Origin of the sequence: Corynebacterium aquilae DSM 44791 (assembly GCF_001941445.1) — a bacterium.
In the GTDB taxonomy this organism is placed as follows: domain Bacteria; phylum Actinomycetota; class Actinomycetes; order Mycobacteriales; family Mycobacteriaceae; genus Corynebacterium; species Corynebacterium aquilae.
Genome location: NZ_CP009245.1, coordinates 1,867,702 through 1,891,291, shown reverse-complemented (window position 1 = coordinate 1,891,291; position 23,590 = coordinate 1,867,702). Strand labels below are relative to the sequence as shown.

The window sequence follows — 23,590 nt, the reverse complement described above, 5'->3', positions numbered from 1 at the left end:
GTTCTACCCAACGGTGCGGGGCACCGGCGGAATAAGGCACACTAGGTGCTTGTGAATACCCTCAACCTCGCGCTGATTCCTTCCCCGCCACAGGGAGTGTGGCATGTGGGCCCCATTCCCTTGCGCGCATACGCACTGTGCATCATTGCCGGCATCCTCGTCGCATTGTGGCTGTCGAAGAAGCGCTACGTCGCACGCGGTGGCGATCCCGCCATCATCGATGAAGCCGCACTAGTCATCGTTCCCGCCGGCATCATCGGCGGACGCATCTACCACGTGCTGACCGACCACGAGAAGTATTTCTGTGCCGACTGCAACCCATGGGACGTATTCAAGATCACCAACGGTGGGCTGGGCATCCTCGGCGCCGTGGTACTGGGGGGGCTTGGCGTATGGGCACTGATGCGCTACCGCAAACTGCCCCTCGGCCCACTGGCGGACTCAATCGCCCCCGGCCTCATCTTGGCGCAAGGCATCGGCCGCCTAGGAAACTGGTTCAACCAGGAACTCTACGGGCGCCCCACCGATGTGCCATGGGGCCTGGAAATTTACCGACGCGTCGACGCCACCGGGGCGCTAGCCCCGCTCAACGGGCACTCTGACGGCCACGTCCTCGCGGTAGTTCATCCCACCTTCCTCTACGAATTGGTGTGGAATGTCGCCGTGTGCGTCGCACTGATTCTCATTGACCGCCGCTTCCGACTGGGCCGAGGCTCCGTATTCGTGGCCTATGTGGTGGCCTACTCATTCGGGCGATTCTTTGTCGAGCTCATGCGCTCCGATGCCGCCACACTGCTTTTCGGATTCCGCGTCAACTCGGTGATGTACACCGTCTTGTTCGTCGTATTCCTTGCGATCTTCGTACTGATGCGCAAATGGCGAGAAACCCCCGAACAAGTCCGCGGTGAGCAACCACTACGCGCACCAACAGCGACCACCACCGACCCCGCTACGGGCGCTGCGACCACCTCCACCAACACACCGGGCGCACAAGAAACACGCTAGAACACGTCCTAGTCACACCCTCCCAAGCGCCGTACACAAAGTAGAGCCCTCGAACTTTGTCCCACGACAGCAGTCAGAAGCTGCAGACAAAGGCAATGAACCAACCCACCACGCCCACACCCCCAAAACCCAGCGAATGCAGGCAAGCAGCCCAACTGTGCGCACCAATGCTGCTGGGCCTAGTGCCCCTAGGGCTAGCCTTCGGCATCGTGGTCACCCAGTCGGGTTTCGCCTGGTTTTGGGCGCCCATCCTCTCGCTCGTGATCTACTCGGGAAGCATGGAATTTCTAGCGCTGGGACTCATCAGCTCCGGCGCGGGGCTAGTGACCGCAGCGGTCACCGCGCTAGTAGTAAATTTCCGCCACATCTTCTACGGACTAACCCATCCCCGAACCACGGGACTAGCAGGCGCCTATACCGTGTACTCACTCACCGATGAGGCATACGCGCTCCTAGCAGGAAAAACCAAAACCTCGCCACGCCTACTCGTGTGGTTGCACCTTTTCTGTCAGCTCGCATGGGTCATTCCCGGCATCATCGGCGCGATCATCGGTGCCCGAATCCCCGGCCAACTACCAGGAATTGATTTCATCCTGCCGGCACTATTCGCAGCGCTAGCGACCGAAGCCTACCGCAGTGCCCGAGCACCCCGCCTGGTGGCTGTGGCCGTGGGGTGCATCGCACTAACCACCATTGCTGCACCCAGCGCGGCGCTAATGATCGCACTGGTTATGTACGCAACCATCGCGATGGCCCCCGGATTGGCTACGACGAAACCAGCCACCACAAAAATCCGCCGGATGACAAAGGCAAAACAATGAGTGAAGCAATGGCGGTGACGTGGGCGGCCGCCTCGGTCGCGCCGGGTCGTTTTGGATTGCCGGAGGGCGTGCGACTGTCTCATGCGATTGCTGTGGTCGCCCTTGTTGGTGCGGTGACGTTGGTTCTCCGGGCGGTGCCCTTTGTGGCTGCCCATGCGCTCAAGCATTCGCAGATCTTGTCACGGGCGAGCGTGGTGTTGCCCTTGGGAGTGATGACCGTGCTTGCCGTTGACGGCGCGGTGGGTATGGAGCATCCCGTGCTGGGGGTGTTCGCGGGAGTGTGCACGGTGCTGCTGCAGTGGTGGCGGCGGTCGATGATGCTCGCCCTCGTGGGTGGCACTGGGGTGTACATGGCTGGCGTGGTTGCGTTGGGTGTGGTCGGGTCCTAATTAGCAATCACCGGTCGGAGAAAACGACCACCGATAACGGTCCGACGGCGATTCCGCGTCCTCCGCCCTAAATGTGATGAACATCAAACCCGACTGCATTGGTGGTGTGAGTCAGGTCTCGGGAAGGCCTCGGAATGTTGGCAAAATGTTTGTTTGTGCCCGTTTATGTGGGCAAAGGGCATGTGATGCATGAGTTCCGGCACGATCCGGATCTTCGGATTCGCGGTGTTCACTGGGCATAACCAGCAGGCTGCAACAGTGTGACCGATAGCAGAAACCACACCAAGGTCACTAGTGTGGGGGACGTGGAAAGACGAACAAAGATTGTATGTACCCTCGGCCCCGCTGTCGCCAGCAAGGAGGGCATCCTTGGGCTGGCGCAAGCCGGCATGGACGTCGCCCGCCTGAACTTCTCTCACGGCGACTACCCGGACCACGAAAAGAACTACAAGTGGGTCCGTGAGGCCACTGACGAGACCGGCCGCGCCATCGGCGTCCTGGCCGACCTGCAGGGCCCCAAGATCCGCCTGGGACGCTTCGTCGACGGCAGCACCTACTGGGAGACCGGCGAAACCGTCCGCATCACCGTCGACGATGTGGCCGGCACCCACGATCGCGTATCGACGACCTACAAGAACCTCGCCAAAGACGCCAAGCCCGGCGACCGACTCCTGGTCGACGACGGCAAGGTCGGCCTCGTGTGCGTCAACGTCGAAGGTAACGACGTGGTGTGCGAGGTCGTGGAAGGCGGCCCCGTCTCCAACAACAAGGGCGTGTCCCTGCCCGGCATGGACATCTCCGTCCCCGCACTGAGCGAAAAAGACATCGCCGACCTGCGCTTCGCGCTGAAGCTCGGCGTTGACTTCATCGCCCTGTCCTTCGTGCGTTCCCCCGCCGACATCGAGCTCGTGCACGCCGTCATGGACGAAGAGGGACGTCGCGTCCCCGTTATCGCCAAACTGGAAAAGCCCGAAGCAGTCGACGCTCTCGAATCCATCATCCTGGCCTTCGACGCCGTTATGATCGCCCGCGGTGACCTCGGCGTTGAGGTTCCCCTCGAAGACGTCCCGCTGGTCCAAAAGCGAGCCATCCAAATCGCCCGCGAAAACGCCAAGCCGGTCATCGTGGCCACCCAGATGCTCGACTCCATGATCGAGAACTCCCGCCCGACCCGTGCGGAAGCCTCCGACGTCGCCAATGCCGTCCTCGACGGTGCCGACGCCGTCATGCTCTCCGGTGAAACCTCCGTCGGTAAAGACCCGCAAAACGTGGTCCGCACCATGGCCCGCATCGTGCGTGTCGCCGAGTCCGACGGCCACGTCCCGCCGCTGAGCCACATGCCCCGCACCAAGCGTGGCGTGATTTCCTACTCCGCTCGCGAAATCGCTGAGCGACTCAACGCCAAGGCTCTGGTGGCCTTCACCACCTCCGGTGACACCGCCAAGCGCCTGGCACGCCTGCATTCCCACCTGCCGCTGCTGGTGTTCACCCCGAACATCGCCGTCCGCAGCCAGCTGGCCCTGACCTGGGGTGCACAAACCTTCCTCACCGACCCGGTCGAAGACACCGACGATATGATGCGTCAGGTCGATTCCCAGCTGCTGGCCATGGAAGAGTACAAGCGCGACGACATGATGGTCGTCGTTGCCGGTACCCCTCCGGGAGTCGCTGGTAACACCAACATGATCCACGTGCACCTGCTCGGTGAAGACACCCACCTGCCGCCCGCCGACTCCGTCAAAGCGGACGTCGCAGCCAGCGGCAAAAACACCGAAACTTCCGCCAAAAAGGACTCCAAGTCCAAAGGCAAAAAGAAGTCCAAGAAGAAGTAGCTCCTAACAGCACTTCCCGCACAGCATGAGGGGTGTGGCTTCCACAAAACGTGGAAACCACACCCCTCATCTTTTGCTTTCCTCCTTTAAGAACGCCTCAAAAGAGGCTAAAAGGAAAACCAACAGGCCTTAGAGCCAGCTGAACTCATTGATCGATGAACGACCAGTGAAGAAATCAACCACCTTCGCAATACCAATGGTCAAAAAGCCAAAAGCGATCGTGTAACTGATGACCTCCGCGGAGAACACCGGAGCGACAGTCATCGCCACACCAAGAACAACCACCCCAATACCCGACCACATCACACGCTTGCCGGCATCCCGGGCAGTCTTTTTAATCATCACGCCCATCGAAATACGGAAAGCGCCCGCGAAAATCAACCAAAACGCGATGAAGATCGGAACCAAAGTCACCTGCTCGGCGAAAGAACTCGTCAACAACACAATGCCCAACACGATGGTGACCACCGACAACAGCAAACTCGTCGCACGGCGGAAGCGCTTAGGAATCGCAAAATAACGCCACAAATCAAAAAATCCACCCAGCGTGATCATCAACGACAAATACACGCCCATTAAAGCCATATTCCACAACGGGTTAAAGAAAATGATGACACCCGTCAGGATGTAAAGCGCACCAACCAACAAGGCGATCCAGTGGTGCGTGCGAGGGGAAGAATTCATCACACAGTCCTTCGTGAAAAAATCCGATGATTTAAGGCCACAGCTTCAGGCCACGCAACCCCGGCACGGCGTGTGCAGTTGCACCATAAAACTTTTGCCAGGCAAGACCATTACTGCCACTCGATGCCAATTCTACGCCGACGAAGTCGCACTACTGCAGCAGCAAAAAACTCTATCCTTTCACTGTTTGACGGCGACACCTCCCCAACGAGCCAAACCAACGTTGACCAGCGCCGCAACCAACAAAGCCCCACAACACATTGAAAACGCTGCCACGGGATGCGACAAGTACAACGGCAAAAACACCACCGGCGCCACCGCCACCCCGATAAAGCGAAACGCCTGCACCGTAGAAATCAACGACGCGCCACCCGGGCTACGCAACACCAGCATATTAATGCTCATCTGCATACCTTGACCAGCAAGAACCGCCAAGGCCCACCCTGCAGCGGCAACAGCGACCACCGGGGCAAAAGGAATAACCCCCATGGCGAAAGCGCCCACCACATTCGCCACAATCAACACCGGCACCGGACCGCGCCGATCCGCCTGACGGCCAATTAAGCGAACAAACAAAAAACCAGCAGCCCCACCCAAAGCCACCACCACGCCGACCGCAGAAGGAGTTAAACCAAAAAAGTCACCCACAAACAGCGCCACCATGAAGCCTTCGCCAACAACGCACAAACCAATAACAAAACAAGTCAACAAAAACACCATCGTCGACCCCCACCTCATCCGCTCGCCTTGTGCAGACTGCCGATGCGAAAATGACGCATACGGCGCACCCACCAACAGCACCCAGCCAGACAACACCGCCACAATCAGATAGATGTACTGCCACGAAAAATTCTCGGCGAGAAACCCCGCCACCAGCGGCGCGCTCAAAAGTCCCAAAGACTGCATCGCAGCATACGTGCCTAAGGCAGTGCCCAAGCGATCCGCAGGCACCACAGACTTAAGGATGATCTGAAACAGGGGAGTGGTGAAAGCATTACACACCCCCATCACCGCGCACAGTGCCAAAAACACAGCCCATTTTTGTCCGAATGCCTGCAACACAGCCGCAGGAGTAATCACCACATAAGCCCAACGAATCACCCTGTGCAGAGCAAGATCTTTCACCAGCGCGGAAGAAAAAAGCATCGTCAGCGCAAACGGTGCCAAATACATGGTGATACCCATCGACGCCTGCGCCACACTAATGCCGTATGTGCGCGACACGCTCGGCAAAATCGCCGCGATGGCCTGCCCGGTGAAAGGCCCGATAAACCCACCGAGATACACCGTGCTCAACCGCAGTCGAGGTGAAAAAACAGTCATCGTTGACTCCCAATTCCTCGCCAATCTCGGTGGTAGTGCTCGGCGAGCGCAGGCTCGCATGGCCCGAGACTATCCCAGGGGAGTCCGCATGAAAATCACCCGTCCTTACCGGGGTATCGCTTCGGTTGCGTACGAAGGCGCCAGGGTGGCCTCACACTGGATTAGGAGTCGATCCAATAGCGAACCGTCGACGGGTAGCGAGGCGAACGGGGCGCATCGTCTTCCACGCCACCGCATTTTTCGATGACCTTCCGCGAGGCGATGTCGTCTTCGTCGCAGGTGACAAGAATGCGGTGGGTACCCATTGCGTGGAGCCTGTCAATGCTGAGTCGCAAGATTTCGGTGGCAATTCCCTGATTGCGAAAAGCGGGCGCGACGCCGTATCCAATATGGCCGGCGTATTACAGCAGATTGTCGTTAAGTCGGTGCCGAATAGAAACACGCCCGACGATGGTGTCATCGCGCACGGCCAGAAAAAAATCTGCGGAAACCCGGTGACTGGGGAGGTTGACACCTTCGGTGTACTTCCTCTCTGCTGCTAAAACCTCCGGCCAGGTGCCGTCAAACAGGAGGAACTTGAAATTGTCTTTCTTAAATTCTTCGTGGATGGCCCGCACCGCGTCTTCGTCCTCCGGGCGCAGTCGACGCAAAGTCAGGTCGCTCATGGGGAAGATATTAACGAAGCCGGAGCCGATGGCGGCAAAAAACGATGTGAATAAGCGTCAACAACGGTACGTTAGAAAAAGTAAGCTGCGCCACATTTTCTTGTGGTGTGGGGAGAAATCTTGCGTCAACGCTGGTTTTCCCCCGATGAAACTTTTCCAAGCAGATCTCAAGAAGGGGGCTGATGTGAGTACACGCCCACAAAGTGTTCCCGCCGAGGCGGTTCACGTCTCGATGGAGCTTCGGTGGTCGGATCAGGATGCGAATCACCACGTGAACAATGCAACGATTGTGACGTTGCTGGAGGAATTACGCGTGCGTTCGGGCACGCTGTGGGAACCGGGCGCAACGCACGGTGATCCTCGGGTCGTGCGCACGCTGGAAGTCAGATACGACGACGAGTTGAACTACCACTCGGACGACGACGGTCCGGTCATCGTGGATGGCTACGCGTGGATTTCCCGCATTGGGCGCACCTCCTATCAGGTCAGTCATGAACTGGTACAGGAAGGAACTACCCGTGTGTTTTCCACTAGCACCATCGTGGTTTTGGATCCGGCCACGAAGCGACCGGAACCCATCGATGATGCTTTCAAGCGGCGGTTGGAGAGCCTGTACTCGGCGCCCGGTGAATAGTTGAGCTCAATTTGGGGCTATAAAAAACCCGCCGACGTCACAGCGGGTGCTGGGACGTCGGCGGGACGTGGGCTATCGGGGCGATCGACTCTTAGTTGATCGGGGTAGCTTCCAGCTTCCACACCTCGCGGGCGTAGTCGCTAATGGTGCGGTCAGAGGAGAAACGACCGGATTCGCAAATGTTGATCCAGCACTTGCGGGCCCAAGCACGCTGGTCGGCGACATAGTCGGCGGCCATGCGGTCGCGGGTCTCGCGGAAGGACTCGAAGTCGCCCAGGACGTAGTACACGTCCGGGGTCTCCCAGCCGTTGCCGTCGAGCAGGCTGCCGCGCAGATCATGGAAAGCGCCGGAGTGGTCGTCGTTGAGGGTGCCGTCGACGAGCGCGTCGAGAACACGCTTGAGTCCCTTGGTGTTTTCGTAGACTGCGTGCGGGTTGTAGGACGCCTTCAGCGCCGGCAGTTCCTCAACCTTGGCGCCGAAGATGTAGGCGTTGTCGTTGCCAACAGCGTCGACAATCTCAACGTTCGCGCCATCCAGAGTGCCCAGGGTGAGTGCACCATTCATAATGAACTTCATGTTGGAGGTGCCGGAGGCTTCCTTGCCAGCAGTGGAGATCTGCTCGCTGACGTCGGCGGCCGGGATGATGTGCTCGGCGGGGGAGACGTTGTAGTTTTCCACGAACACGACGTGGAGAACCTTGGAGACAACCTCGTCGTTGTTGACCAGGCGGGCGATCTCGTTGATCAGCTTGATGATGGCCTTGGCGCGCACGTAGCCCGGGGCAGCCTTCGCGCCGAAGATGAAGGTGCGCTTCGGAACGTCGTTGACGTCGAGCTCGCCATCCTTGATGCGGAAGTACAGGTCCAGGATGTACAGGGCGTTCATCAGCTGGCGCTTGTACTCGTGGAGGCGCTTGATCTGGACGTCGAAGATGGAGGAGGGATCAATCTTTTCGCCTTGGCGTTCCAGGATCCACTCGGCAAAATCGGCCTTGTTGGCGGCCTTGATGTCCATCAGCTCATCCATGAGCGCATCATCGTCGGCGCGGGAGGTGAGCTTTTTCAGCTCATCCAGGTTGGTCACCCACGCGTCGTTGCCGAGCTCACGGGTCAGCAGGTCGGCCAGGCGTGGGTTGCACATGGTCAGCCAGCGGCGCGGGGTGACACCGTTGGTCTTGTTGTTGAACTTCTCCGGCCACAGGTCGTGCCACTGCTTCAAGGTTTCTGCCTTGATGATCTCCGTGTGCAGCGCGGCCACACCGTTGATGGAGTAGGCGGCGTAGCAGGCGATCCACGCCATGTAGACGTTGCCGTCGTGCACGGGGGACAGGTAGTGAATGGTGCCCTCGTCGACGCCGAGGCCACGCAGTTCCTCTCGGAAGCGACGGTCGATTTCCTGCACGATTTCCCACACGCGGTAGAACAGCTGTTGGAAGATGGAAACTTCCCACTGCTCCAGGGCCTCGGCCAGCACGGTGTGGTTGGTGTATGCGAAGGTCTGCTGGACAATGGCCCAGGCCTTATCCCAACCCAGGTTGTGCTCGTCCATGAGCAGGCGCATCAGCTCCGGAATGGCGAGCACCGGGTGGGTGTCGTTGAGCTGAATGCAGTTGTACTTGGCGAAATCGGACAGATCTTCACCGTGCTCGGCGATGTAGGCGTCAATCATGGCCTGCAGGGAGGCGGACACGAAGAAGTACTGCTGACGCACGCGCAGCACCTTGCCGGCGTAGGTGGTGTCGTTCGGGTACAAAACGCGGCACAGGTCGTTGATGCGCTCACGCTCGACGATGGCGTCGGTGAAGCGCTGGGAGTTGAAGGCGTCGTAGTCGAACTCTTCCAGCGGCTCAGCCTTCCACAGGCGCAGGGTGCCGACGTTGTTGGTGCCGTAGCCGGTGATCGGCATGTCGTAGGGAACCGCGCGGGTGACCATGTCGTCGAAGGTGACGACGCGTTCCTGCTCCTCGCGGCGCACCACGAAGGGGTAACCGTCCTCCATCCACGCATCGGGTTCTTCTGCCTGGTAACCGGACTCAATGTTCTGCTTGAACAGGCCGTAGCGGTAGAGGATGCCGTAGCCGGTGACCGGAAGATCCTGGGTGGCGCAGGAATCCAGGAAGCAGGCTGCCAGACGGCCCAGGCCACCGTTGCCCAGTGCCGCGTCGTTTTCAGCTTCCAGGACATCGCCCAGCTCGTGACCATTGGCGGCCACCGCGGCTTTTGCCTCTTCCACCAAATCCAGGTTGGTGAGGTTGTTCAGCAGCGCACGGCCCATGAGGAACTCTGCAGAGAAGTAGTGCTGCTGGCGGGTGGCGCGGTAGGCAGCGGTGGTTTTCTCCCAGTTGTCGGCGAGCTGCTCCATCACGGAGGCGGACAGGCCGAACCAGAATTTACGGTTCGTGGCGTCTTGCGGGATCACACCGGAATAGGAGCGAACATAGCCACCGACGGTGCTGGCGTCGAGGGCGCGGGGATGGGAATTTTCAGTCATACGAGAAGTACTTCCTACATTGTGGGTGAGCTTGTGCGCACGCAGTCCGTTGTGGCCACGTCTACAGCGTGCAGCGGCGTATGGCGCCGCTGTGCCAGCTACTCCCGCCGGATGCGGGTGAGGCTCGAGGCTATCGTCCCAACCAACAATCGGGGTTGGGGACATGACGACGCAACAGCCCTCCAGCCTAGTAGCCAGCGTGAAAAAGTGCCCCAGCAGTACCCCCTAGAACCCCGCAAGTTTGGTGCAGGTCACACCCGTACTTGGGTGCTGAAGGCAATAGCGCCCGCACACATACCGACTCCAGTGTGGGCCGTGCGAACACCACCGCAACAAGCGAAGAAGTCCCCACGGAAGAAAACAGTGTATTCCCTGGAGACTTCTTTACTCTTTAGGCTGTGTGCTGTGTTAGGCCTTCGGCGCCAGGTAGGCCAACACTCCAGCTGTCGCGGCCAGCGTGCACGCCCGCATGCTGGGCTCGTAGTCGGGGAGGAAATCGCCCATGTGGTTGCCGGGAATCAGTTGGGCTACTCGGTCTTGGGCGACCGCGGCGTCCCATTGGGCCCGCGGGGTGACACCAACCATCCAGAACAGGTAGGGGCAGCCGAAGTGCCGCGGAATATTGGAGAAGTCCTCCGAGGCCGTCCACGGGGTGGCGTTGACGGAATCCTCGCCGAAGACTTCATCGAACACGGGGCGCACCGTCTCGAAGGCGGTGTGGTCGTTGTCGGTGAGCTCACCGTGGCAGGACCATTCGATCACTGGATCTTTCTCGCACCCGGAGGCTGCGGCTTCAGCCCGAACCACCCGTTCGATGGCCGCATACACTTTGTCGCGCACAGCTTCCGAGTAGAAGCGGCAGTTCAACACCAGGGTGGCTTCCGCCGGAATGGTGTTGTTGGTGTTTCCGGAAGACAAGGTGCCCACGGAAACCACGGCGAAATCGAAGGGGGAGACCTCGCGGGCGACAATGCCCTGCAACCGCACCACGATCAGGCTGGCCAGGTAGGTGGGGTCGATAGAGTTATGCGGCATGGAGCCGTGGGCGGAGCGCCCGAACAGGGTGACGGTAATGGTGTCGCAGGCGGCAAGCGTTGGCCCCGGCATGGTCATCACGTGACCGGCTGGGCCGGGAATGACGTGCTGGCCCAGGCACACATCGGGGGTGGGAATCTTGGTTGCCAGGCCTGCGTTGACCATGTTTTCCGCACCGGCGCTGATTTCTTCAGCCGGCTGGAACAGTGCAATAAACGTGCCCGACCAGGCATCGCGGCGGGCGTCAAGGATGGCGCAGGCACCCAACAGAGATGTGGTGTGCATGTCGTGACCGCAGGCGTGCATCACCCCGGTGGTGGAGCCATCGACGCGGGTGACGACCTTGGTGGAAGCGTACGGGGCGCCAGAAGTTTCGGTTACTGGTAGCCCGTCAAAGTCTGCGCGAAACAGCACCGTCGGCCCGGGACCGTTGCTAAAAATTCCTACCAGTCCGTGGCCGCCGATGTTGCGGACCACTTGGCAGGTAAATTCGGAGAGTTTTTCCGCGATGCGTTCGGCGGTTTGTTCCTCTTCCAGGCTCAACTCGGGATTGGCGTGTAAATGCTCATAGAGCCCTTGTTGCCAGGACAAATCGACGCCGTGGTTGTCGAGAAGTTGTGAAATCGCGGTATATGCAGTCATGTGTGCTTGTTGTGCCTAACTCCAACGACACCCGTTATAACCACGCGCAGTCGGCGCGGAGTCTTTTGGGGGTTGGCTATGAAAAAATCATCGAAAAAGGTTTTGGGAAAAGCTGTTGAGTCATATGGGTTTTTAACCCAGGAGGCTCAACGCAAATGGGCAACGTGCCAGGATGCGCCGGGCGCTGTTTGTCCAGCGCTAGCACAGCGACGTGTGCTGCGACGCACCCGAGGTCGCTAGGGACTAACTTAGCGCTAGCGATGGCACATTGCACGAGTATGTGCAGATACACCGGCCAGATGGCAGCTGCTTACTCGCCGGTGGCTTGGGGCCTTTTTCTCCTACAGCAGGGGGTTGTATTTCAGGCTGTTTCTTTCCACCGTGCATTCGGTAGCAATCCGGATATCGGCGGCGATTTTTCCCTCGTCGCGTAGGCGATACATGGCGGAGACCATACGATCGCGGGCGTCTTGCGGGGAGATGGTGTTTAGATACACCTTCGTTCCTCCCTCAAAGCCTGCCAGGGTCGACACGCGCCATTTAATGACCACCCGCCAGGGCATGGGGATATCCAGGTCGATGGGTTTGTGGTGCCATTCCTCGTTGCAGGGCACGTGGGGGCCTGCTGCCGCATGGCAGGCGTGGATGAGGTCGGCCATCGCTGCCACCTCTGCGGGGGTTTGTTTCCAGGGCTCCGGGGTGGCGGATTTGGAGAAAACTTCCAAGGCTGGGTACCGGTGCCCGAAGCCGGCGAAAACCACGGCGTGGTCGTTTTCGGCAATGATGAGGTTGTGGTAGCCGGCGTAGTCGACGGCCCACTCGTTGTACATGTTCGGATTTGCCCGCAGCCGGGTGATTTCTTCCTCTGCCTGGAAGCCGCGCTCATCTATGGCGACTAGTTGCTTGTGCAAATGGTCGAAGCTGGCGCCGGCCGGTTTGAGCCAGTTTTGAAAAATCGCAACGTAGGGGGCGTAGCGATTGGAGGCGTAGAGATCTGCAGCGGCGGCGATGGTGAAGCGGATCAGGGCGCGGTGCTCGGCAACACTGAGGGAGCCGGAGGATGCCAGTTGGGTGGAATCGACGGCGTCTTCTTGATAGTGGCGGCGACCAATGATCACGTCGTGTCCGCCGGCGAAAAAGGCCCGCGACGCCTGCAGGATATCTTCTCGGGAAAGCGCAGCAATGTCGGCATCGGTGGTGTGGGCGGCCTTCATTTTGGTGGACACGATTTTCTTCACGTGTTCGAAGCCCCCGGGGGCGTTGACGTAGGCATCCATGCGCGCTTGTTGCTGCGGCGTCATCTCTCGCCCGTAGTTTTTCTCCCAGTAATCGAAAGATACGATTTCGAACAGGTTGGGTACCCGGCGGAAAAGGGGAGTTGTGGCGTGAAGCTCCTCTGGCAGCACGCCTTGGATGATGTCGAAACCATCGAGGTCATTGTCTGCCCCGGTGTAGACCATGCGGGATTTTTCTGGGGGTGTTTCCAGCATCCTGTCGGTGCAAAAAGCGCAGGTGGTGGCGTTGGCGTCGGCTTCCAGCATGGTGGGTTCTGGAAGATTGGAGGCCAGGGGGCGATTTCCGCGACCGGGTACGGTCCAGACTTCAGTGCCGGAGAACGGGTTGACCTGTTTGATGGTGCCGTCCGCCATGGTCTGCATGGGGGTGTGGCGGGCGTGGAGCGAGGAAGTCATAGTGTTTTCAATTCTAGTCTTTTTCGCGGCTGAAGCAGGACTGATACCGCCCTTAACTGGGCTTTTAGAAACCGCAAGCCTTGTGTCTAAGGACACCCTTACACCTGGCGTGGTGGTGGGATAAGGTGTGTGCCATGCCTTCCATCATTTTCACCGCACTGGTGCCCACCACCGAATTCGACTCCCTGGTCGCACAGTTCGAAAACCTTTCAGCGGCCATGGCTGCTCAGGGCCGTTTCGACTCTTGTGGCGTTGTCGCCGCCGAATCGCGTGCACGCGGGGGAGAGGTCGATAAGCAGCTGCGCGCCATTTATCGCGAGCAGCACGACGAGATGGATTTGGAAGACGCCGATGTATACGACATCACGCTGTCGCCGCAGGGGTACGCCGGCAGCCTCAATGAATTGACGATGTGGTTTGCTCGTCTGCTGACTCCACCGGCAACCCTGCCGGGGGAGGCTGCTTTGCGTGAAAACGATGAATTGTTTGAGGTTCCTGACACCTACCCGTGGACGGTGTCGGTTCGCCCCTAGTCGTAAGTTTGCCAGGTGGGCTGGCCAGGCCATCTTCGCGTGCCAGGCCTTAGTCGGCGCCGTTGAAGCAGGGGTGAAGATCCGCGTGGGCTCCTGCGAAGACCGTGTAACACCCAAGGCCCGTAGGTGCTGTTTGTACTCGCCGAGCTTTTTTGGGTGTCACAGTGGCATGACCGGCAGTGGCTTTTAAGCGTCATGCCGGGCTCATTGCACAAGATCTGTGCAGGCCTCTCAGGAAAACCACGCAGGGGATCTGGCTGTGAGCTGCTGGTTTTCCTGCTTGCGGCACACAGCCCTTGGGGGCGCCTGGTGGTTTTTCTGTCGTGGTCTGTTGCCCGTTGTCGGCTTAGGCGGGATCTTCCGGGGCAGCGTTGGCTTCGTCTTGGGCGCGGAGGAAGTGCTGGACTGCTTGGGTGAGGGTCTGGGTGACCGCTTTTGTGGTGGTGTCTTCGACGACCATGGTGGGAACGGGCATGTTGGCGATGATGCCGGTCTTGCCGAAGGCGGCGGGCACACTGCGGGCTACCACGATCATGGGAACCTGGCCGGCTGCTAGCGCGCCAATCGCGGTGGCGGGGTCGGTGATGTCTTCGGCGGTCATCTCATCGACGACGGCGATCGCAAGAACATCGGGGTCGAGGTGTCCGGCAAGGTTGGCGATGTAGAGCGCTTTGGGGGCGATCATGTGCTCGGCGTCGGGGCGAATCCACGACAACGCCAAACCGATACCGCCGCCGGCCCCCATGCCGACTTGGGTGCCGTCGACGTCGAGGACGCTGCAGACCTGTGCGCAGTTTGTGGGGGCGGGCAGCAGCGCGTCCGCGCCACCGAGCACGAGGTAATTGGCGCCGAGTGCTTGCATGTTGAACTGGGCGGCATCAATGGTGGCGATGTCTTCAACCTTGCCGCGGGCAACCATGCGGCCGTCATCGGTGTAGAACTGTGCGCCGAGGGCAACCAGGATGCCGGTGCCCCCATCGCTGGTGTGTACCCCGTCGGTGAGCAAAGCGATGGTGGTGGCACCCCGGCTGAGCGCGTCGGCGATGAGCACGCCGACGCCGTAGGTGTCGCCTTCGCTTTCCTGGGTCAGGGGTGCGCAGTCGATGACTGCCTGCAGCTCGGCCGGCTGGGGCTGGCCATTGTCGTCTTCAGCCTCAAAAGAAGCCAACAGGTAGGTGGCCTCGGTGAGTCGCCCGTCGGCGGTGACGGTGGGGCAAGTGATCTCATCGCCGGTCATTTGGGAGACAAGATCGTAGGCGATGGCGTCATAATCGATGGTGTCGAAAGATTCCATCGTGGCGTCGACGCATTCGACGAGGGCGCCGGGAGTCAGGTCGCCGAGTTTTTCGAGTGCGAAGGCGATGGGCAGATAGTTCACTGTGTGTTGTCCTGATTGGTGTGGTCGGCGCAGCTGAGCACGCCGTGAGCGTGGTGTTGGTAACTTTTAGCCTACCTAGCTTTACGGTGCGTGAAGACAGCGCTTTTTCGGCGGGTTTTCCCAGTGGTTGTGCCTGAAGTTGTGTGTCTTTGTTTAATTATTTTTCACAGCGTTTGTTTCCTGTGTGTTGTGCAGATGCGCTGCTTGGAGTGGATGAGAGGTTGAGCTCGATGATGAAGTTGCCAGCTGGTGGGGCTGATAGGCGGCGTGCAGGCAAGCGGGTGTGCGGTTGGAGTTTGCCGCCGGTGGGGGTTAGAAGTGCTGTGCGGCCGGTGTTGGTTGCGTTGGTTGTGTTGGTTGTGTTGGTGGCGGCCGTGGGAATGGTGGTGGCACCGCTGCCCGCGCAGGCGACGGTGCGAGATGAGTTGGGGGCCGAAGGCCAGGCGCGGCCGGTGCGTGCGGTGGGGGTGGATGGGCCGGAGGCACACAACCTGGCGGAGGCGAAATGGTTGCGGATGCGTTCCCCGGAGCCGGTGTTAAAGCCGCGCGGAACCAATGATCCGAACTGTCGGGTGGATGCAGCACACCCACGGGCGATCGTGTTGTTGCACGGCACGGATTCCACGTTCTATGAGGATTATTCCCTGTTGGGGCCTGTTTTGGTGGATCGTGGGTGGTGTGTTTTTGGGCTGGATTATGGCTTGGGTCCGAAAAAGGGCGATGGTTTTGGGTGGCAGCCGATGGAGCAGTCTGCCGCGCAGGTCGATGAGTTGGTGGGAGCCGCGATGGCGAGTTCCAAGGCCCAGCAGGTGGATGTGATTGGTTTTTCTCAGGGGGCGAGCGTGGCGCGGGCGTGGATGAAGTGGCATGCCCGCCCGGGGCAGGTGCATGGCTTTATTGGGTTGGCGTCGCCGACGCGGGGTGGGTCGTTTTATGGGTTGGCGCCGATGGTGGATGTGTTGCCGGCGTGGCTGCGGCAGGCGTTTGTCTCGCCGGCGTTGCTGGAGCTGGTGGCCGGTAGTGCGTTTGTGGAGGGTTTGAATGCTGGTGGGGAGCTGCCGGAGGGGGTTGTGGGGTACACGATTGGTACGCGGTTCGATGAGATGATGCCGGAGGGGAAAAACCAGGAGTTGTTGTCGCGTCCGGGAAGTCATGTGTGGATTCAGGATGTGTGTCCGGGCAACTTGGGTGGGCATATGTTTTTGCCCTATAACCCCACTGCGATTGATGTGGTGGTGGCGTTGCTGGAGGGGAAAACGGCTGAGCAGTTGGGTTCTGTGGGGGTGGGGGTGGCCTGTCCGCGGGTGCCGTTGGGGGCGTGGATGGGGGATATTTCTGTGGCGGATAACCTGCGAAAACTCGGTTTTTATCCCACGAAGCGGGATGCGGTGTCTTACACCTTGGGCTAGGCGACTTGCGTTAATTTCTATCGAACGGCAGAATGGTATCTGTAACGCCCACCCGAACTGCCCCCACCACCGGGTGCAGCATCCTCGGCTTAGTTTTCTTGGCAGGGGAGTGGCACACCGCCGGGCGAGATGCTTTTAACCCCTTCGTAAAGGAGTAGAACCATGACCGTTGAACAGCAGGTCTCCGACATCTACGACAAGCTCCTCAAGCGCAACGCTGGCGAGCCCGAGTTCCACCAGGCCGTCCGCGAGGTGCTGGACTCCCTGGCCATCGTTTTGGAGAAGGATCCCCACTACGCCGACAACGGTCTGATCGAGCGCCTGTGCGAGCCGGAGCGTCAGATCATGTTCCGCGTTCCCTGGGTTGACGATGAGGGCAACGTCCAGGTCAACCGCGGCTTCCGTGTCCAGTTCAACTCCGCCATCGGCCCCTACAAGGGCGGCCTGCGCTTCCACCCCTCGGTGAACCTGGGCATCATCAAGTTCCTCGGTTTCGAGCAGATCTTTAAGAACTCCCTGACCGGCCTGCCCATCGGTGGCGGCAAGGGTGGCTCCGACTTCGACCCCAAGGGCAAGTCCGACGCCGAGATCATGCGTTTCTGCCAGTCCTTCATGACTGAGCTGTCCCGCCACATCGGCGAGAACGTCGACGTTCCCGCCGGCGACATCGGAGTTGGCGGCCGCGAAATCGGCTTCCTGTTCGGCCAGTACCGTCGCATGCGCAACGCCCACGACTCCGGCGTGTTGACCGGTAAGGGTCTTTCCTGGGGCGGCTCCCTGGTCCGCACCGAGGCCACCGGCTACGGCCTGGTGTACTTCACCAAGGAAATGCTCGCCGCGCACGGCGCTTCCTTCTCCGGCGCCAAGGTCATCGTTTCCGGTTCCGGTAACGTCGCCATCTACGCCATCGAGAAGGCCCAGGAGCTGGGTGCTACCGTCATCGCTTTCTCCGACTCCTCCGGCTGGGTGCACACCCCCAACGGTGTGGACGTTGCCAAGCTCAAGGAAATCAAGGAAGTTCGCCGCGAGCGCGTCACCGCCTACGTCGACGAGGTCGAAGGTGCGGAGTACCACACCGACGGTTCCATCTGGGATCTCGCGTGCGATATCGCCCTGCCTTGCGCCACCCAGAACGAGCTCGACGGCGAGCACGCCGCCAAGCTGGCCGACAACGGCTGCCGCTTCGTCGCTGAGGGCGCCAACATGCCCTCCACCGCCGACGCCATCGAGGTCTACCGCGAGCGCGGCATCCACTTCGGCCCGGGTAAGGCCGCCAACGCCGGCGGCGTGGCCACCTCCCAGCTGGAGATGCAGCAAAACGCCTGCCGTTCCTCCTGGACCTTCGAAGAAACCGACGAGCGTCTGCACGACATCATGAGCAACATCTTCACCGCTTGTGCAGAAACCGCCAAGGAATACGGCCACGAAGGCGACTACGTCATCGGCGCCAACATCGCCGGCTTCAAGAAGGTTGCCGACGCCATGATCGCCCAGGGCGTCATCTAAAAAGACACCCGGCATCACGCCCGCGCGCTAAGCGCGCATCTCCTAGAACCCCGCTGCCCCGCCACGCTTAAACACGCTGGCGGGGCAGCGGGGTTTTCAGCGCACCTGCAGGCGCCCCGCCCAAAGGCAGCCCATAGTGGCCTAGCGGCACGCATCCGTGTTTTTTGGGGAAACCCGGGCTGCCAAAGGGGGCGCAAAAGCAGTTTTTCCGCCCCCACACCTGCGTGTTATCACCAGTCACATAGGTCTACCGCGGTAACATTTTGCGCATGTATACCGTGCTATCAAACCTGTCTGAACTCATCGAACTCGTCGAAACCGCCCACCAGGTCCCACTTTCCCAAAACTGTATGGTGCCCCGGGCAACAGTGCTGACCCAATTAGAGGCCATCCGCGATGATCTTCCCGACAACCTCGAAAACGCCGCCGAGGTCCTCGCCGAAGAAGAAGACATCCTCAACGAAGCACAACACCGCGCCGACGCCCTGCTGATCAGCGCCGACGAAGAAGCCAACCGCATCCTCGAAGACGCCCGCCAGCAGGCCGCCGACGCCGTCGAAGAAGCCAAGCGACAAGCCCAACGCACCGTCGCCGAAGCCGCAGAACGCGCCGCCCGCGCCGTCGACGACGCCCGCCGCGACGCCCACGAGCTCATGGAAGACGCCACCTTAAAACGCGACCGCATGCTGGAAAACGCCAACAGCGAATACAACCGCATCCTCGAAGACGCCCGCCAGCAGCAAGAATTCCTGATCTCCGACGCCGAGGTCGTCCGCCGCGCCGAAGCCGAAGCACACCGCATCGTCGACACCGCACACGCCGACTCCCTCGCCCTGCGCCGCGATTGCGACGACTTCGTCGACGGCAAACTCGGCGAACTCCAAACCAGCCTCAGCGAAACCCTGCGCCGCATCGAACGCGACCGCAGCGCCCTGCGCCGCGGCGCCGGTGTCGCCGGCACCTTCGAAGGCTACGACCGCCCCCACACCACAGACCCCCAAGACACCTTCGACGTCGACTACGAAGACTAAACCCCTTTAAAAAAGGGCCGGCGGCAGCACACACCAGCACGGAAAAAACATACATCCACCGCCCGCCCACACCCCAGGACGCGCTCGCTAGGTCAACCGTCCGGTAGAGCAACCACCGCCCGGCATCACACACCCGCCGTGATGCCGGGCGAAGCTTTGTGACAAACACCCATCACACCGCACCGCAGCCTGGATAAAGGTTAGCCGCCTTAAGTGAAAAACAACGCCTACACACGTGTAGCTAGTCGGCGCACTCGCCGGGTAGGCTAAACGGCGCCATGACATCACCACTTGTTTTCGACGTGAACACCGTCCTCCGCGGATCGGGAAACTCCCTCAACCTTGACGCCACCGGGCCCGCCCCAGAGCGCATCGGCCTGAACATGGTCGCCTTCGACAAAGACGCACCCCTTTCCGTCAACGCGCACTTCACCCCGCTCGGCGGGGAAACCCTCAACGCCTACGCCACCATCGCAGGCCCCATCACCGTGCACTGTGGCCGCTGCCTGGAAACCTTCACCGTGGACACCACCATCGACGTCAACCGGGTCTACACCAGCGACCCCAACTTCGTCGAAGGCGATGGTGACGCTAGCGACGACGAAGGCATCGAAACCATCACCGGCACCAACGTCGACCTCACCCAAGCACTCATCGACGAAGCCGGACTCAGCTGGCCATTTAGCCCCGTGTGCGAAGACTACGGGCGCGAATGCAACAACGACGACGTGCCCGCCCCCGACGGCGAATCCGGCAAGGACGAAAAAAACCTCCTCGATCCCCGCTGGGCAGGGCTGGAGAAATTCAAGTGAGCCCCAAAAAGAAACTCACCGGCGAAGAAATCCTCACCAAGGCCTACCAAGCCGTCGACCACCAACCCCTCCTCGACGCCCTCGGAGTCGGCCTCTCCGACGACCTGCTTCGCCTCGCGCTGACCCACCGCAGCTTCGCCAACGAACACGGCATGCTGCCCAACAACGAGCGGCTCGAATTCCTCGGCGACGCCGTCCTCGGGCTGTCCGTAGCCTCCAAACTCTTCGACACCTATCCCACCCGCGCTGAATCGGATATCTCCAAAATGCGCGCCGGCATGGTCTCCCGCTACGGGCTCGCCGACATCGCCCGCCAGCTCGACCTCGGCAAACACATCCTGCTCGGCCGCGGCGAACGCATGACCGATGGGCACGACAAAGACTCCATCCTCGCCGACACCACCGAAGCGCTTTTCGGTGCCATCTACCGCGAACACGGCTTCGAGGTCGCGCGCGCCGTCATCCTGCGGCTTTTCGCCGACAAAATCGACCACGCCAGCGCCTCCAACTTCACCCAAGACTGGAAGACCGCACTCCAGGAACGGCTCGCGGAACGCAAACACCAACTGCCCGAATACACCTCCACCAGTGTCGGCCCCGACCATGACCGCTGGTTTACCGCGCACGTCAGTTCCGGAGGTATCGAAATCGGGGTGGGTGAAGGCCACAACAAAAAGAAAGCCGAGCAACAAGCAGCACACCAAGCATTCCTCCTGCTGGGCAGCAAGCAGTGCCCGCTCGAACTGCGCTGATCCGCGCACCACGACACCACAGAAGGTGGGGCTGAACAACCTGCACAGCCCCACCTTCTGTGGTGCTGTGCGCTAACCCCTCACACCCCGCCGCAAAATGGCCATAGCCACACCCCACCCACCCCAGCACCCGGAAGCGAGAACCGATGCCAGAGCTGCCCGAAGTCGAAACAGTCCGCCGCGGGCTAGACACCCACGTCGTGGGGCGCAACTTCGAATTCGTGACCATCCACCACGACCGCACCGCCCGGCACAACCTCGGCGGGCGTGCAGAACTCGCCGGCCTGCTGGAAAACGCCCACGTCTCCGGCACCGGCAGGCGCGGCAAATTCATGTGGTTCACCCTCAACGACGACACCACCGACGGTGCACTATCGCTCGTGGTTCACCTCGGCATGAGCGGGCAGATGCTCATCAAAGACTCCCGCGCGGGAGTCAGCGACCCCAACCACAAACACATGCGCGCCCGCGCCCAACTCTCCGACGGCAATGCCCTGTGGTTCGTCGACCAACGCACCTTCGGCTACTGGCGCACCAGCGACCTGGTTGGCGGCATCCCCGAGTCCCTCAACCACATCGCCCGCGATCTCGTCGACCCAGCTGCCGATATCGAAGAATTGGCGCGCAGCATCAAAAACCGCACAGCGCCGATCAAGGTGCAACTGCTGGATCAGACCGTGGTGAGCGGCATCGGCAACATCTACGCGGACGAAATGCTGTGGCGGGCCGGGATCAGCCCCAAACAAAACGCCTCCCGCCTGTCGCTTGCCCGCATCGAAAACCTGCTGCGGTGTGGCCAAGATGTGCTCAGCGAAGCCATTGCCCAAGGCGGCACCAGCTTCGATGACCTCTATGTCAATGTCAACGGTCAATCAGGCTATTTCGATCGTTCGCTCAACGCCTACGGTCAGGCCGGGTTGCCCTGCGGTCGGTGTGCGACCCCGATGGTGAAAGAAATGTTTCGCGGGCGTTCCGCCACGTTCTGCCCCACATGCCAACGGGCTCATTAAAACAGTGCGCCTCCCGGTGGGATCCAGTCACCACTTGACGAAAACTATCCCCCATAAGCGGGTAGTAGAACAACGCTCAAGGGCTGCGCACCCCATTTGGACTGTAACGTTGATCACCGGGACTGTGGCGGGTTAAGTTGCGAAAAACCCACGTCAATCGGGGTGGGCTCCACCCAACGCCAAAGCTCACTGTCGATACCTCGACAGGTATTGGTGTTTTTTGTCTTGACCAGCATTAACAGCACGTGGGGTGGATACCTTAAAGTAGCCTGCATGGAACTTTTGCAAACCCTGGTAGACAGTGCGTCTAACAGCCTGTGGTCCGTGCTTGTCTACATCCTCGTAGCAGCTGGCCTGTACTTCTGTGTGCGCACCATTGTCGTGCAGCTGCGCTACATCCCGGCGATGTTCAGCGCCATCACCGAAAAGCCTTCCCAGTCGGAATCCGGCAAGGACGGCATCTCCGCCTTTAAGGCCTTCACCATCTCCGCCGCTTCCCGCGTCGGCACCGGCAACGTCGCCGGTGTGGCCATCGCCGTGACCGCCGGCGGTCCGGGCGCGGTGTTTTGGATGTGGATGCTCGCCATCATCGGTGGTGCCACCAGCTTCGTGGAGTCCACCCTCGCCCAGGTGTACAAGGTGCGCGACACCGATTCCTACCGGGGCGGCCCCGCCTACTACATCACTAAAGCCCTGGGTTGGAAGTGGCTGGCCACTATCTTCGCCATCCTCATCACCATCACCTACGGTTTTGTGTTCAACGCCGTGCAATCCAACTCGATTGCTGGCTCCATGGTGACCTCCTTCGACACGGTCTCGGAAAACCAGGTCAAGCTCATCGTCGGCATCGTTCTGGCCGCTTTGACCGCAGCCGTGATTTTCGGTGGCGTGCAGCGCATCGCCAGCGTCACCCAGATCATCGTGCCCGTCATGGCTGTGCTGTACATCATCGTCGGCATCATCGTCGTCATCCTCAACATCTCTGAGGTGCCGTCCATGATCGCCCACATCGTCGAAAACGCCTTCGGCCTGCGCCAATTCGGCGGCGCCACCCTGGGCTACATCATCATGACCGGTGTTAAGCGTGGCCTGTTCTCCAACGAGGCCGGTATGGGTTCTGTGCCCAATGCCGCTGCCACCGCCTCCGTTTCGCACCCGGCCAAGCAGGGCCTGATCCAGACTCTCGGCGTCTACTTCGACACCATCATCGTCTGCTCCATCACCGCCTTCATCATCCTGCTGGCCGACCCGTCGGTCACCGAGGAAGACGGCATCGCGGTGACCCAAAACGCCCTCGCCGATAGCGTCGGTGGCTGGGGTATCCACTTCCTGACCATCGTCATCCTCTTCCTGGCGTTTTCCTCCATCATCGGCAACTACTACTACGGCGAAGCCAACATCGAATTCCTCACCGGCAAAAAAGCCGTGCTAAACGTGGTGCGCTTCCTCGTCGTGTTGTGCGTGTTTGCTGGCGCGCTCGGCAAGGTGCCGCTGGTGTGGTCGCTGGCCGACGTGTTCTCCGCGCTGATGGTTTTCGTGAACCTCCTGGCCATCGTCCCGCTGTGCGGTGTGGCCGTGGCGGTGCTGAAGAACTTCACCGTCCAGCGCGTCGCTGGCCTGAACCCGATCTTCCGCCGCGAGGATGTGCCCGGTATCCGTGGCTGGGACGGCATGGAATGCTGGGATGGCACCGACCCGCTGACCCACACCACCGCAGAATACGAACCAGTACTCGCACAGGCCCGCGCGGAATACGAAGCAAAGTAGAAAAGCTTCCACCCTCCGCCCGACGCTTTAAGGGGCATAAAACCCCGCACGCCACCACGCCCGATCCACCAAGACACCCGCGCAACCGGGTTGCGGTGGGGGAGCGTGGTGGCGTTTTTGCATCCCCAAACTATGTTCTTAGGCCAAATAGCTGTTTTAAGATTTCACACAGCACCCCAT

Annotated in this window: 21 protein-coding genes; 13 read left to right on the top strand and 8 right to left on the bottom strand. The window is 60.4% G+C overall.

Annotated elements, in window-relative coordinates:
* The first annotated feature begins 51 nt into the window (after nucleotides 1-51).
* The 4 genes from lgt (at nucleotide 52) to pyk (ending at nucleotide 4,047) form a co-directional block, all read left to right on the top strand.
* Nucleotides 52-1,005, top strand: a complete 954-nt coding sequence (gene lgt, locus CAQU_RS07960; protein ID WP_075728570.1) for a prolipoprotein diacylglyceryl transferase — start codon at nucleotides 52-54, stop codon at nucleotides 1,003-1,005.
* A gap of 95 nt (nucleotides 1,006-1,100) precedes the next feature.
* On the top strand, nucleotides 1,101-1,826 hold the full coding sequence (locus CAQU_RS07955) for an AzlC family ABC transporter permease (protein WP_157108948.1): 726 nt from the start codon (nucleotides 1,101-1,103) through the stop codon (nucleotides 1,824-1,826).
* Nucleotides 1,823-2,215, top strand: coding sequence for an AzlD domain-containing protein (locus tag CAQU_RS07950; protein WP_084562924.1), 393 nt, complete (start codon nucleotides 1,823-1,825; stop codon nucleotides 2,213-2,215). The genes CAQU_RS07955 and CAQU_RS07950 overlap by 4 nt, the downstream gene beginning before the upstream one ends.
* Nucleotides 2,216-2,520: 305 nt before the next feature.
* A complete protein-coding gene (pyk, locus tag CAQU_RS07945; protein WP_075728566.1) occupies nucleotides 2,521-4,047 on the top strand; it encodes a pyruvate kinase in 1,527 nt (508 codons plus the stop codon).
* A gap of 129 nt (nucleotides 4,048-4,176) precedes the next feature.
* On the opposite strand, the gene CAQU_RS07940 is transcribed toward pyk, so the two are convergent.
* From CAQU_RS07940 to CAQU_RS12955, 4 genes are all read right to left on the bottom strand, one after another.
* The gene (locus CAQU_RS07940; protein ID WP_075726727.1) at nucleotides 4,177-4,731 is read right to left on the bottom strand and encodes an HdeD family acid-resistance protein; all 555 of its coding nucleotides are present in this window, start codon (nucleotides 4,729-4,731) and stop codon (nucleotides 4,177-4,179) included.
* A gap of 180 nt (nucleotides 4,732-4,911) precedes the next feature.
* Complete coding sequence (locus tag CAQU_RS07935; RefSeq protein ID WP_075726725.1) at nucleotides 4,912-6,054, bottom strand: MFS transporter; 1,143 nt, start codon at nucleotides 6,052-6,054, stop codon at nucleotides 4,912-4,914.
* Between the two features lie 161 nt (nucleotides 6,055-6,215).
* Nucleotides 6,216-6,443 carry a GNAT family N-acetyltransferase gene (locus tag CAQU_RS12960; RefSeq protein WP_211276157.1) on the bottom strand — a complete coding sequence of 76 codons (228 nt, stop codon included), beginning with the start codon at nucleotides 6,441-6,443 and terminating at the stop codon, nucleotides 6,216-6,218.
* 12 nt (nucleotides 6,444-6,455) lie between these two features.
* Nucleotides 6,456-6,719 (bottom strand): hypothetical protein, encoded by a 264-nt coding sequence (locus tag CAQU_RS12955; protein WP_211276112.1) that lies wholly within the window; start codon nucleotides 6,717-6,719, stop codon nucleotides 6,456-6,458.
* Here CAQU_RS12955 and CAQU_RS13100 point away from each other — a divergent pair.
* The gene (locus CAQU_RS13100; RefSeq protein WP_245797231.1) at nucleotides 6,718-7,353 is read left to right on the top strand and encodes an acyl-CoA thioesterase; all 636 of its coding nucleotides are present in this window, start codon (nucleotides 6,718-6,720) and stop codon (nucleotides 7,351-7,353) included. The genes CAQU_RS12955 and CAQU_RS13100 overlap by 2 nt on opposite strands.
* A 91-nt stretch (nucleotides 7,354-7,444) precedes the next feature.
* Here the strand turns inward: CAQU_RS13100 and CAQU_RS07920 are convergent, their stop codons facing one another.
* The 3 genes from CAQU_RS07920 to CAQU_RS07910 all read right to left on the bottom strand — a co-directional run bounded on the left by CAQU_RS07920 (nucleotide 7,445) and on the right by CAQU_RS07910 (nucleotide 13,212).
* Nucleotides 7,445-9,844 (bottom strand): glycogen/starch/alpha-glucan phosphorylase, encoded by a 2,400-nt coding sequence (locus CAQU_RS07920; protein ID WP_075726723.1) that lies wholly within the window; start codon nucleotides 9,842-9,844, stop codon nucleotides 7,445-7,447.
* A gap of 408 nt (nucleotides 9,845-10,252) precedes the next feature.
* The gene (locus tag CAQU_RS07915) at nucleotides 10,253-11,521 is read right to left on the bottom strand and encodes an amidohydrolase (RefSeq protein ID WP_075726721.1); all 1,269 of its coding nucleotides are present in this window, start codon (nucleotides 11,519-11,521) and stop codon (nucleotides 10,253-10,255) included.
* 341 nt (nucleotides 11,522-11,862) lie between these two features.
* The gene (locus tag CAQU_RS07910) at nucleotides 11,863-13,212 is read right to left on the bottom strand and encodes a DUF4921 family protein (RefSeq protein WP_075726719.1); all 1,350 of its coding nucleotides are present in this window, start codon (nucleotides 13,210-13,212) and stop codon (nucleotides 11,863-11,865) included.
* 134 nt (nucleotides 13,213-13,346) lie between these two features.
* Here CAQU_RS07910 and CAQU_RS07905 point away from each other — a divergent pair, with 134 nt between their 5' ends.
* Nucleotides 13,347-13,745, top strand: a complete 399-nt coding sequence (locus tag CAQU_RS07905; RefSeq protein WP_075726717.1) for a hypothetical protein — start codon at nucleotides 13,347-13,349, stop codon at nucleotides 13,743-13,745.
* A 346-nt stretch (nucleotides 13,746-14,091) separates the two neighbouring features.
* Here CAQU_RS07905 and CAQU_RS07900 read toward each other — a convergent pair whose 3' ends face one another.
* Nucleotides 14,092-15,123 carry a glycerate kinase gene (locus tag CAQU_RS07900; protein WP_075726715.1) on the bottom strand — a complete coding sequence of 344 codons (1,032 nt, stop codon included), beginning with the start codon at nucleotides 15,121-15,123 and terminating at the stop codon, nucleotides 14,092-14,094.
* A 230-nt stretch (nucleotides 15,124-15,353) separates the two neighbouring features.
* On the opposite strand from CAQU_RS07900, the gene CAQU_RS07890 reads away from it, so the two are divergent.
* The 7 genes from CAQU_RS07890 to CAQU_RS07860 all read left to right on the top strand — a co-directional run bounded on the left by CAQU_RS07890 (nucleotide 15,354) and on the right by CAQU_RS07860 (nucleotide 23,410).
* On the top strand, nucleotides 15,354-16,532 hold the full coding sequence (locus tag CAQU_RS07890) for an esterase/lipase family protein (protein ID WP_084562922.1): 1,179 nt from the start codon (nucleotides 15,354-15,356) through the stop codon (nucleotides 16,530-16,532).
* A gap of 162 nt (nucleotides 16,533-16,694) precedes the next feature.
* A complete protein-coding gene (gene gdhA, locus CAQU_RS07885; RefSeq protein ID WP_075726709.1) occupies nucleotides 16,695-18,038 on the top strand; it encodes an NADP-specific glutamate dehydrogenase in 1,344 nt (447 codons plus the stop codon).
* Between the two features lie 269 nt (nucleotides 18,039-18,307).
* Nucleotides 18,308-19,069 carry a DivIVA domain-containing protein gene (locus CAQU_RS07880; protein ID WP_075726707.1) on the top strand — a complete coding sequence of 254 codons (762 nt, stop codon included), beginning with the start codon at nucleotides 18,308-18,310 and terminating at the stop codon, nucleotides 19,067-19,069.
* Nucleotides 19,070-19,347: 278 nt separating this feature from the next.
* Nucleotides 19,348-19,881 (top strand): YceD family protein, encoded by a 534-nt coding sequence (locus CAQU_RS07875; protein ID WP_075726704.1) that lies wholly within the window; start codon nucleotides 19,348-19,350, stop codon nucleotides 19,879-19,881.
* On the top strand, nucleotides 19,878-20,633 hold the full coding sequence (gene rnc, locus CAQU_RS07870) for a ribonuclease III (RefSeq protein ID WP_075726702.1): 756 nt from the start codon (nucleotides 19,878-19,880) through the stop codon (nucleotides 20,631-20,633). The genes CAQU_RS07875 and rnc overlap by 4 nt, the downstream gene beginning before the upstream one ends.
* A 146-nt stretch (nucleotides 20,634-20,779) precedes the next feature.
* Nucleotides 20,780-21,643 carry a bifunctional DNA-formamidopyrimidine glycosylase/DNA-(apurinic or apyrimidinic site) lyase gene (mutM, locus tag CAQU_RS07865; protein ID WP_075726700.1) on the top strand — a complete coding sequence of 288 codons (864 nt, stop codon included), beginning with the start codon at nucleotides 20,780-20,782 and terminating at the stop codon, nucleotides 21,641-21,643.
* A gap of 273 nt (nucleotides 21,644-21,916) precedes the next feature.
* On the top strand, nucleotides 21,917-23,410 hold the full coding sequence (locus CAQU_RS07860; protein ID WP_075726698.1) for an alanine/glycine:cation symporter family protein: 1,494 nt from the start codon (nucleotides 21,917-21,919) through the stop codon (nucleotides 23,408-23,410).
* Nucleotides 23,411-23,590: the final 180 nt, after the last annotated feature.

Bases quoted from the DNA above. Each gene is read 5' to 3' on its own strand.
- CAQU_RS07955 (WP_157108948.1), top strand. From the start codon at position 1,101: ATGAACCAACCCACCACGCCCACACCCCCAAAACCCAGCGAATGCAGG.
- CAQU_RS07950 (WP_084562924.1), top strand. From the start codon at position 1,823: ATGAGTGAAGCAATGGCGGTGACGTGGGCGGCCGCCTCGGTCGCGCCG.
- CAQU_RS07940 (WP_075726727.1), bottom strand. From the start codon at position 4,731: ATGAATTCTTCCCCTCGCACGCACCACTGGATCGCCTTGTTGGTTGGT.
- CAQU_RS07935 (WP_075726725.1), bottom strand. From the start codon at position 6,054: ATGACTGTTTTTTCACCTCGACTGCGGTTGAGCACGGTGTATCTCGGT.
- CAQU_RS13100 (WP_245797231.1), top strand. From the start codon at position 6,718: ATGGGGAAGATATTAACGAAGCCGGAGCCGATGGCGGCAAAAAACGAT.
- CAQU_RS12955 (WP_211276112.1), bottom strand. From the start codon at position 6,719: ATGAGCGACCTGACTTTGCGTCGACTGCGCCCGGAGGACGAAGACGCG.
- CAQU_RS07920 (WP_075726723.1), bottom strand. From the start codon at position 9,844: ATGACTGAAAATTCCCATCCCCGCGCCCTCGACGCCAGCACCGTCGGT.
- CAQU_RS07915 (WP_075726721.1), bottom strand. From the start codon at position 11,521: ATGACTGCATATACCGCGATTTCACAACTTCTCGACAACCACGGCGTC.
- CAQU_RS07910 (WP_075726719.1), bottom strand. From the start codon at position 13,212: ATGACTTCCTCGCTCCACGCCCGCCACACCCCCATGCAGACCATGGCG.
- CAQU_RS07905 (WP_075726717.1), top strand. From the start codon at position 13,347: ATGCCTTCCATCATTTTCACCGCACTGGTGCCCACCACCGAATTCGAC.
- CAQU_RS07890 (WP_084562922.1), top strand. From the start codon at position 15,354: ATGATGAAGTTGCCAGCTGGTGGGGCTGATAGGCGGCGTGCAGGCAAG.
- gdhA (WP_075726709.1), top strand. From the start codon at position 16,695: ATGACCGTTGAACAGCAGGTCTCCGACATCTACGACAAGCTCCTCAAG.
- CAQU_RS07880 (WP_075726707.1), top strand. From the start codon at position 18,308: ATGTATACCGTGCTATCAAACCTGTCTGAACTCATCGAACTCGTCGAA.
- CAQU_RS07875 (WP_075726704.1), top strand. From the start codon at position 19,348: ATGACATCACCACTTGTTTTCGACGTGAACACCGTCCTCCGCGGATCG.
- mutM (WP_075726700.1), top strand. From the start codon at position 20,780: ATGCCAGAGCTGCCCGAAGTCGAAACAGTCCGCCGCGGGCTAGACACC.
- CAQU_RS07860 (WP_075726698.1), top strand. From the start codon at position 21,917: ATGGAACTTTTGCAAACCCTGGTAGACAGTGCGTCTAACAGCCTGTGG.